Source organism: Chitinophaga sp., assembly GCF_039596135.1.
In the GTDB taxonomy this organism is placed as follows: Bacteria; Bacteroidota; Bacteroidia; order Chitinophagales; family Chitinophagaceae; genus Chitinophaga.
The window spans coordinates 19,039-28,739 of the sequence record NZ_JBCNKH010000078.1; the positions used below are offsets into that span (position 1 = coordinate 19,039).

The following is a 9,701-nucleotide window of genomic DNA, read 5'->3' on the forward strand; positions in this document are numbered from 1 at the left end:
TGTTATCTCCGACGATCACGATTCTTTTATTGCAGCATGGTGGCCCCTGAAAACCGGCAGCGATGGATCTTTCTGGTTTGAAGGCTTCTTTCAGTACGTTCAATAGCCTTTATTCTGTGTTAATGTCTTAGTCCCATTCACAGTTGTAAGGTCTATCTGTGTTTGTGGTATTGGGTAATAGTTATTCTTCGGATCTGTGAATGTAGCACCAGATACATCCGTTGTGATCCGACCCTCGTAATTAAAAAAGGCATCCATTACAGACTTGGCCACTCCCCATCGTACCAGGTCAAAGAAACGATGACCCTCCATGCCAAGTTCCAGCTTTCTTTCAAAATAGATGGCTTTTAGCGCGTAGGCCTGACCCTTACTGGTAAATGTTCCTATCGGATAGGTACTGATGACATAATTGGCAGCGGGTGTAGTCGAAAAACCGCCGGTAGGATCACTGTCATCCAGATAAGTATATACATAACCAACCGTATTGGATGCCCTGGTACGCACACGATTCACAAGGGTTTCCGCCTGACTTAGGTTGCCAAGCACAGCCTCTGCCTCGGCTGCCATCAGTAGAACATCGGCAAACCTGATAATATGGACATTAATAGCAGATCCCGGTGCCCAGCTACTTCCATCATAATAGGATGATGCGGAGGATTGCCAGTACACGTTTTTTTTGGGAGCGTAAGGGCCACCATAAGATTGGCTACGTATCCAGTCGGCACCAGGATGAAGCCCCCAATCCAGGTAAGGTATTCCCCGGCGCCCAACAGTCCAGTCTAAACGGGGATCCAGGTTACCTTCATCAGGTGTGAATGACTGTGCAGAGGTTATGTTCATATCATTTTTCACGGCATAAGTATTATAATCATCCAGGTAAGGCAAGCCGCTGGCGTCTGTACGATATGAATTCACAAGATCCTGTGCAGGTTGAAAGAAACCACAACATCCGAATGGACTACTGCCATATGGAAAATTCAGCATATCGCCCTGGTTGGCTTGTGCGATGCTGCTATTCCCCGAATTTGCGGCCATTTCTACATCGAAAATGGCTTCCGGGTTTGAACTTTCCTTTTCAGGCCTGAAATTATTCTCAAATTCTGTATTCAGGTCATAAGTTATGCCTCCGGTGGTAGTGCCTTCACTGATCACTACATCAAATATTGCTTTAGCTGCCGTATATTTTTCCTCATACAAATAGGTCTTACCCAGATATGCAGCCGCTGCCCATTTATTGGCCCTTCCGATTTCATCCTGTGTGCCGGGAAGATTTTCATAAGCATATTGGAAATCCGATTCAATATAAGGCCAGATATCTATGTTATTGGGTTGGTTTAGATCTTCTGTCGAATCCGATATCCAGGGAACCATGTCAAACATCTTCTTTAGCTCGAAGTAGTAATGAGCCCGCAGGAACCTTGCCTGCGCTTTGATATTGAGTGCATCATCGCTGGACAGATCCGCCGCTTTGTCTACCAGCTTCAATACATTATTGCACCTGGTTATACCTTCATAACGGCACACCCAGTTATCATTCAGAAAGGAAATGGAAGGATCGGTAGTGAAGGTAGCCAGTACGCTAATAGAAGGCTGGTCTCCGGCATCACTCCCTTTGTGTGCATCTCCTCCCACCACGCTGCCATATATCCAGTTGTCCGGCGATACAGCCCATGCGGATCCTCCGTTCAGGTTACTTCCATCATCCTGTCCACTCAATGCTGAATAGGCACCTACCAGCAGACTATTCACGCCCGCTGCATTTGACAACGATTCTTCCGTGAGTGATCCCTGTGGTTGTTTAGAAAGAAAATTTTTGGAACAGGACAACAATGTTAAACCTGTTGCAATGAGTATAATATTAGCAAATTGCATAGATAATTTCATATCCCTCTTTTTTTAAGTAAAGTCAGAATTTAAGATTGACTCCTAATAGGAATTGGCGTGAATTGGGGTATGCGCCTTCATCAACACCAAATTCAGTAACACCATTTCCGCTGATCTCAGGATCAGTTCCTGTGTACTTTGTAAATGTGAAAAGATTGGCTGTTTGCAGATAGATTCTCAGACTTTCAATACCCACCCTGTCCAGGATAGTCTTTTGAAATGTGTAGCCAATAAGCATATTTTTAGCTCTTAAATAGGATCCATTTTCAATAAAATAGGAACTGGGGGATCCATTGGTGCTTGAAACGCCTGAATTCTCCTGGATAGGCGCCTTCGCATTCGTGTGCGTGGGTGTCCAGGAATCATATAATGCAGTATAGCTCTTGGCACCTGCAAATGAGGGATAAAAATCTGTCCACCATCTCACATTATTCCAGATCTTATTTCCATACACACCATACAGAAAGATACTAAAATCAAATTGCTTATAGGTGAGCCCTATATTCACGCCGTAATTGAATTTGGGGTTGGGGTTTCCCAGAAAGGTCCTGTCATCGTCAGTAATCTGATTATCTTTATTTACGTCCTCAAATCGAAAACGGCCTACTCCTGCATTTGCCTCGTATACGGCATCTGAACTACCGGTACTTTGTTGAGCCAGACTGTTATAGCCGGCAATTTCCTCCTCAGTATTAAAGAAACCGGCTACCTTATACCCATAAAATTCACCAATACTATGTCCTACCTGATTCCTGATAAAATAAACCCCGAACCGGCGCTGTCCTCCAGAATAGAAATAATCGGTATTATCTGTCACATGGGTGATCCTGTTATTGATGGTGGTTAAAGTTATTGTACTATTCAGTTCAAGGCCCTTAATAATAGATTTATGCACGGACAGTGTAAGATCAATTCCGCTGTTTTTTACAGCTGCAATATTTACATAAGGTGGTGTGCCCGTACCATAGGTGCCTGGCAGAGAGGGATTGTACAATAGGTCTTTGACATTCTTCTGGTAATAGTCAACAGTTAGTGCCAGATCGCCTTTCAGGAAGGATGCATCTATACCAATGTTCAGATTATAGTTTTTTTCCCATTTGGCATCCGGCGCACCGACCTGATCTACCTGAAAGCCTTCGGTCAAAGTCGTATTTGTACCACCTATATCATAATAAGAAGAGGATTTACTACTGGCATAGGTATAATACCCATTATTTGAACTTACGTTTAGCTGATTGCCCATAATACCATAACTGCCACGTACCTTCAGGTCATTCAGCCATGAAATATTTTTCATGAACTGTTCCTCTGTCATCCGCCAGGCAATACTACCGGCCGGAAACCAGCCATATTGATGATTGACAAATACTGAAGAACCATCACGCCGTAGCGTGGCGCTTAAAAGATATTTGTCATTAAATGAATAGTCCAGACGTCCAAACTGGGACATGAGCGCGCTTAACGAGCGTGTACTATAGTTCGTTTGCGTACCGGAACCAGAAGAAAGCGTGGTATAATCAGGATCAAAAGAATAATAACTGGTGGTAGTACCCCCCAATTCCTGGTATTTTGAATCATATGCCTCCGTTCCTAACATTAATTTGAGATCGTGCTTACGGATAATCTTATGATAATTCAGGGTATTGGTCCATGTCCAGTTATAACCGCTATATGCACTTTCAGAATAGGAGTTCGTTTGAGTATTTTCTGCATTCTCATAAGTAGGATAGGAGAATGACCGCGAATGACTGCTGTAGCTTTCTCCCCCAAAGGTAGTCCTGGCTGTAAGGTCCTTCAACAGGTCTACCTCCAGGTAGGCGCTGCCAAACAGGCGGCTAATACTAGTTTTGTTATTTACAGAACGTTCCTGCAAGGCGACAGGGTTTTCAGCATTCCCCAGTTGTCCTCCATAAGACCCGCCATAATTGCCTTTGATATCATGAACCGGTATAATAGGCTGTTCTCGCATTGAGAATCCAACGGCACTACCTTCTGTTAATGCTGAATCTCTTGGATTGTTTACAATGGAATATTCAAGGTTTTGTCCTACCCTTATATGATCAGTAATATTAAACTGGGAATTTGACCGTACCGAATACCTTTTCAGATAAGTTTCAATTAAAGTTCCCTGTTGATTCAGGTAGTTGAAAGACAGGAAATAATTGGACTTTTCTCCGCCTCCCTTTACAGCAATATTATGGCTGGAATTTAAGGTTGGGTTAAATATCTCATCGAACCAGTTTGTTCCTTTTTTATTTGCTTTGGTGATCCGGTAAAAAGTTTGATAATCAGCGCTGCTTGTGTAATTAGGATTTACATAATAAAGGTCAGGATCTACAGCAGCATCTCCTTCACTTGCGCCTGTAGGCATAATGTAATCTGGTAGTACAGGTGTACTGCCGGATCCATATAGTGGATCAGCATTAGTGGCAGATATAGGTGTTCCGGAGTTGGACAGTGCATTGAATTTTAGCTGTGCCATTTCCTGTGACGACAAAATATGCCATACATTCCCGTTTTTGGGCAGCTGAACGCCGACATAGCTGTCATAGCTAAGCTGTGGTTTCCCCGATTTACCTTTTTTAGTAGTAATGATGACGACCCCGTTAGATGCACGGGAACCATAAATAGATGCCGCACCGGCATCTTTCAGCACTTGCATGGAAGCAACATCATTAGGATTAATATCAGATATGTTTTGTGTAGGCACCCCATCAATCACAAATAATGGCTTGTTATTGCCAAAAGTATTGATACCCCTGATCCTGATCTGAGGTTCGTCGCCGGGTTGTCCTGATCCAATAATGGTCACACCTGCTGCCTGTCCCTGTAGCTGGGCGCTTATCTGCCCTGTAGGTTGCTTATTCATTTCAGAAATGTCAACAACAGATACAGCACCTGTAAGGTCTTTCTTACGCTGAGAACCATACCCCGTTACTACAACTTCGTTCAACTGAGATTTTGATATGGAAAGCTGAATGACTCCCAGCAAACCTTTATCACCTACTTCCACTTCTCTGCTTTCATAACCCAGGTATGAAATAACCAAAATGCTGTGACGGGGTACTGGCAAACTGAATTTGCCATCTTTATCAGTAAAAGTTCCCTTCTGCGTTCCCTTAATTTTTATGGATACGCCTGGTAAAAAATTGTTACTGACTTTGTCTTCTACCACGCCAGTTGCAATGATCAAAGTATCCCTGTCTAACAGGTGTGTCTTCATTGCCTGAACGTGTTGCTTTGGGTATAGTAACATGGTGAAGAGTGTTACTACTGTTACTGCATGCAGAAAGATGTTTTCTGTTTTGTTAAATGAAACCATAATGCATTTGCTTATAAATTGTCTGAAAATTTTAGCAATAGCCATCCTTTCCGGAGAGTGATACTCCCGGTGAGACAACCTTTGTGTGTACGCTAATCAATCTTAAATTGGAGGATAAAGCTTAACCAGCTTTCTTGTTCATAACGGACTGAAATTTTAAGTTGTTAGAAAATAAGTCAATAGCATACCTGGCCAGTGACAAAAGATTCACCGGGAGGAAGTATATCAGGCAAGCGCTTTAATTTATTTTACAGGGCAATCAAAAAATATATTGTATTAGCAAAAAGTGGTGATTGCCAATTGAACCTAACATGTCAGGAATTGTCTCATGGTACGAAAAAACAAAACGAATTAATTTGCTATCGTGGCACATAGCTCCATTGGTTACAAACTTTTTAAGGTCTTAAATAAAAATTTATTCTGACATCCTCAGCATGTTAATCTGATCAGGAATTATCATGCTATGGCGTTTTAAAAGTGAACCTGCCGTGCAAACAGATATAACAATGAGTACCGTCTATTAGCATGGCAGAGAGAGTTGTCATAGATTCCTCTGCGTGTAAATGTGGAATTCTATAATATGGTTGATAAAATTTTTCATAACGTGTGTGCTGCGAAGCGCGAATAAATTTTCAGTATTATTTGATTCGGATAAAGTACAAATTGCTTATTGGTTTTTAATAAATTTTATACGGATAGTCAAAATTACCCAATTTGTCACCTGTTATTATCTGCCAATCGTAGTTAATAATCTCTTATATTGGTATAATATAAGAGATCGGGCATGGGGATCCGTAATTATTTGTTCCTATATAGTAAGATGGAGGGGACCTTTGCGTTTTGGGAGGATGTAGACGAGGGGTTAGGCTGGATCAATCATCGGGAGTATAAGGATTTTCCGGCATACCGCTCAGTAGCCAATGGTGTAACAGGCTTACTGCAGCAGATTTTTTATGGTCATGTGATAAAGTTATGTATATTGTAGGAACGAAATATGGATGATTATTTATTGGAAGGATCATTTTTGTTTGCCCCGAAAGTTTGTTGAAGCCAATATTGCATTTCACCCAAAAGTTTAACCCGACATCCCAAATAAAAACCCCGTTATGCCAACGCGTTATTTACCCCTTGCTATTCTCGCCACAGGCTTGCTCTTTGCACCTGGTTGTAAGCAGGATACTCCCCATGCCAGCATTACCGGCACCATCGATGGATTGTACGATCCCGCTATTTTCCTGAACATCCCCACGGGTGACACTTATAATACAGAGCCCATACCTGTAAAAGACGGTGCATTCAGCTGGTCGGGAGATATCCCCGAAGTACAGCGGCTCATGTTGCGGATAGGCGACAGAACCATTCCGTTATATATGGATAATTCCATAGTAGAGATTCATGGCCATATTGATTCACTGGATCAGTTACGTATTACAGGATCGGCACCACAGGCGGATTTTGATGAATACCAGCGGTCATTGGCGGATGTGAGGAAAGAAGGACAGCTATTAACAGATCAGTGGGTGCAGGCGAAAGGGAACGATAGTGTACAGCAGCTGATCAGGGAGAAATTCGATTCGTTGGATGAAATAAAGGATGAGAGAACGAATAAGTTCATAGCTACCCATCCGGGGAGTGTAGTGAGTGTGTCTCTTTTGAGTGATATGGCGCTGGTGGGCGATCCGGCTTTATTGGATAGTTTGTTCCGTAAACTATCTCCAGCCATGGTGGCTACAACTTCCGGGAAGCAGTTGCAGGAGAGAATTGCAATTTTAAAGAAGAGTGCTGTGGGGCAGACCCTGATGGATTTTAAGCAGACGGATTTGAATGGGGATACAGTGAGGTTGGCGGATCTGAGGGGGAAGTATGTATTGATAGATTTTTGGGCGAGTTGGTGTAAACCCTGTCGGGCGGAAAATCCTAATTTGTTAAAGGCGTATAACCAGTTTAAGCATAAGAACTTTACGGTTTTGGGGGTATCGCTGGATGAAAAGAAAGAGAATTGGCAGCAGGCGATTGCGGAGGATAAAATGCCGTGGATACAGGTGTCTGATTTACAGGGGTTTCAGGGGAAATTGGTGCAGGAGTATGGGATAAAGGCGATTCCGTGTAGTTTTTTGATTGATCCTAAAGGGGTGATTATTGCGAGGTACCTGAGAGGGCCGGCATTGGAGGAAAAACTGTCGGAAATACTCCGTTAGGGAGGTTTTTTTGAAATTATTCTTACATCCTGTACTTTTGAAGGCACTGTTAAGCTGTTATGAGTAAGAAAATTCATTCGCAGGAACGGCCGGAAGAATGTCAGGGACATTTAAGGGCCATACATGATACCCTGGATGTGTTGAATGGAAAATGGAAGATTTCCATTATTGGTTCGCTGAGTTTTGGAAAGCGACGATTTATGGAATTACAGAGAGAAGTGGAAGGGATAGGGTCTAAGATGCTGTCAAAAGAGTTGAGAGAGTTAGAAATGAATGAGTTAGTGAAACGGACTGTGCATGATACAAAACCGGTGACGGTAGAGTATGAGCTGACTGATTATGGAGCAACCCTGCAGAGTATTATTTCGGAAATGGCGAAGTGGGGGAAGCAACATAGGAAGCGGATTATGACACAGGTGATTGTGTAACAGAAGATGTGAATTGGCTTGCGGCAGCAAGGACGTAAGGGTTTCGATCGGGTCGATGCCTGAATGCAAAAAGGTTGGAGTCTGGATGCAAAAAGATTAATGCCGGATGCAAAAGGTCGGCGTCTGGATGCAACAGATTAATGCTGGATGCAACAGGTTGATATCCGGATGCAAATAGTAAAGGCGGAGCCTATTGAATTCCTATTTCTTATAAAACCGGCTTTTATAAAGCAATAAAGCAAAACTCAACCTCTCAGTTAAGTTCTGCTATTATTTGAATGAAAGCAACCAAAATAAAAACCTACCAGCAAAATAAAAAGAAAGGAAGGTCAGAAGAAGGGCATTCCGGGATGTCAGAATGCCCGTTGCAAATCGCGCACAATGGACCTTCCTTGTAACCAGTGTTATCTTTAATATCTTATATTACCGCTGATTTTTTAGCATATCTTTCGAAGAAAGCCCGCTCTAATGTTTCCCTATGATCAGGGTGTGCAATTTCGATCAGCGCTTTACCTCTTTGTTTCAGGCTCTTACCGAACAGGTTAGTAATACCATATTCTGTAACTACCCAATGAATATGTCCTCTTGTAGTCACCACACCAGCACCTTGTTTCAGGTAAGGAGTGATACGTGAGATACCTTTGTTTGTGACAGATGGCAGCGCAATGATTGGCTTACCACAGTCTGATAATGAAGCACCTCTCATAAAGTCCATCTGACCACCGATACCGGAGTATTGGTAAGTACCGATACTATCTGCACATACCTGGCCAGTGAGATCGATTTCAATGGCGCTGTTGATAGCGGTAGCTTTTGGATTCTGACGGATTACGGCTGTATCATTTACATAGTCGATAGCCAGTACCCTTACGGTTGGGTTATCGTTTACAAAATCATACAGTTTACGGGTACCTGCCATGAAAGCGGTGACATTTCTGCCATTGTTTACTTTCTTCAGGCTATTGTTGATTACACCACTTTCGATCAATGGAATGACGCCGTCGGACATCATTTCTGTGTGCAAGCCCAGGTTTTTGTGGTTGGTCAGGTTCTTTAACACATAATCAGGGATGCTACCGATACCTAACTGCAGGGTGGCGCCGTCTTCTACCAGGGTAGCGATGTTGCGGCCAATCTGAGCGGTTACTTCGGTGGCGTCTGAGGAGTAGTCCAGTACCGGTAACTCTTCTTCGTGCCATACAGCAGCGTGGAAGCGTGATATGTGGATGAAACCTTCACCATGGGTGCGTGGCATTTTAGGATTGACCTGAGCCACGATGTATTTTGCTACTTCCGTTGCAGCACGGGCAATGTCTACTGAAGTACCCATAGAGCAATAGCCGTGTTGGTCCGGAGGTGATACTGAGATTAAGGCAACGTCAGGAGGCAGAATGTTCTTTCTGAACAATTGAGGAATCTGGCTCAGGAAGATAGGAACGTAGTCACCATGCTCACTATTCACTACCTTACGGGTGGCAGCTGATGTGAAAAGGCAATTGACGAAAAAGCTTTTTCTGTATAAAGGATTGTCGAAGTCTACTTTGCCTAATGTCGTAATGCTATTTAGTTCAACATTCTCTAATTCTTCGTGCCTGTCTTGAAGGGCCTTTAAAAGGTGCATTGGCGTTGCGGCGGATCCATGGATAAAAACACGGTTACCTGAAGTCACACACTTTACAGCTTCTGATGCCGGGATATACTTAAACATATCGTTTCATTGACTTTGATGACTCAAAATTACCAGCAGATGGGTTGTTAAATGCTGATGAGTGTCAGGGAGGGAAGTATTTGTTGTCAGGGGGGGAGGGGATTTTTGGAGGGAATGGCCTGCGGCAGCAGGGAAGTGGGCTTATTTATTGGGCTGGCTGC

The 9,701-nt window shown here is 43.1% G+C and carries 6 protein-coding genes; 3 read left to right on the forward strand and 3 right to left on the reverse strand.

Going from position 1 to position 9,701, the window contains the following annotated elements; genetic code table 11:
- Window positions 1–99: 99 nt before the first annotated feature.
- Both ABDW16_RS27100 and ABDW16_RS27105 read right to left on the reverse strand, forming a co-directional pair.
- Complete coding sequence (locus ABDW16_RS27100) at window positions 100–1,884, reverse strand: RagB/SusD family nutrient uptake outer membrane protein (protein WP_343674155.1); 1,785 nt, start codon at window positions 1,882–1,884, stop codon at window positions 100–102.
- 22 nt (window positions 1,885–1,906) lie between these two features.
- A complete protein-coding gene (locus ABDW16_RS27105) occupies window positions 1,907–5,206 on the reverse strand; it encodes a TonB-dependent receptor (RefSeq protein ID WP_343674156.1) in 3,300 nt (1,099 codons plus the stop codon).
- A gap of 784 nt (window positions 5,207–5,990) precedes the next feature.
- On the opposite strand from ABDW16_RS27105, the gene ABDW16_RS27110 reads away from it, so the two are divergent.
- The 3 genes from ABDW16_RS27110 (at window position 5,991) to ABDW16_RS27120 (ending at window position 7,832) form a co-directional block, all read left to right on the forward strand.
- Window positions 5,991–6,191, forward strand: a complete 201-nt coding sequence (locus tag ABDW16_RS27110) for a hypothetical protein (protein WP_343674158.1) — start codon at window positions 5,991–5,993, stop codon at window positions 6,189–6,191.
- Window positions 6,192–6,312: 121 nt separating this feature from the next.
- Window positions 6,313–7,404: a TlpA disulfide reductase family protein gene (locus ABDW16_RS27115; protein ID WP_343674160.1), complete on the forward strand. Its 1,092-nt coding sequence runs from the start codon at window positions 6,313–6,315 to the stop codon at window positions 7,402–7,404.
- 59 nt (window positions 7,405–7,463) lie between these two features.
- Window positions 7,464–7,832 (forward strand): helix-turn-helix domain-containing protein, encoded by a 369-nt coding sequence (locus tag ABDW16_RS27120; protein ID WP_343674162.1) that lies wholly within the window; start codon window positions 7,464–7,466, stop codon window positions 7,830–7,832.
- 418 nt (window positions 7,833–8,250) lie between these two features.
- On the opposite strand, the gene ABDW16_RS27125 is transcribed toward ABDW16_RS27120, so the two are convergent.
- Window positions 8,251–9,540 carry an acetyl-CoA hydrolase/transferase C-terminal domain-containing protein gene (locus ABDW16_RS27125; RefSeq protein ID WP_343674164.1) on the reverse strand — a complete coding sequence of 430 codons (1,290 nt, stop codon included), beginning with the start codon at window positions 9,538–9,540 and terminating at the stop codon, window positions 8,251–8,253.
- Between the last annotated feature and the right edge of the window lie 161 nt (window positions 9,541–9,701).

Excerpts from the sequence above, each read along its gene's own strand:
- ABDW16_RS27120 (WP_343674162.1), top strand. The coding sequence starts at position 7,464 with ATGAGTAAGAAAATTCATTCGCAGGAACGGCCGGAAGAATGTCAGGGA.
- ABDW16_RS27125 (WP_343674164.1), bottom strand. The coding sequence starts at position 9,540 with ATGTTTAAGTATATCCCGGCATCAGAAGCTGTAAAGTGTGTGACTTCA.
- ABDW16_RS27115 (WP_343674160.1), top strand. The coding sequence starts at position 6,313 with ATGCCAACGCGTTATTTACCCCTTGCTATTCTCGCCACAGGCTTGCTC.
- ABDW16_RS27100 (WP_343674155.1), bottom strand. The coding sequence starts at position 1,884 with ATGAAATTATCTATGCAATTTGCTAATATTATACTCATTGCAACAGGT.
- ABDW16_RS27110 (WP_343674158.1), top strand. The coding sequence starts at position 5,991 with ATGGGGATCCGTAATTATTTGTTCCTATATAGTAAGATGGAGGGGACC.
- ABDW16_RS27105 (WP_343674156.1), bottom strand. The coding sequence starts at position 5,206 with ATGGTTTCATTTAACAAAACAGAAAACATCTTTCTGCATGCAGTAACA.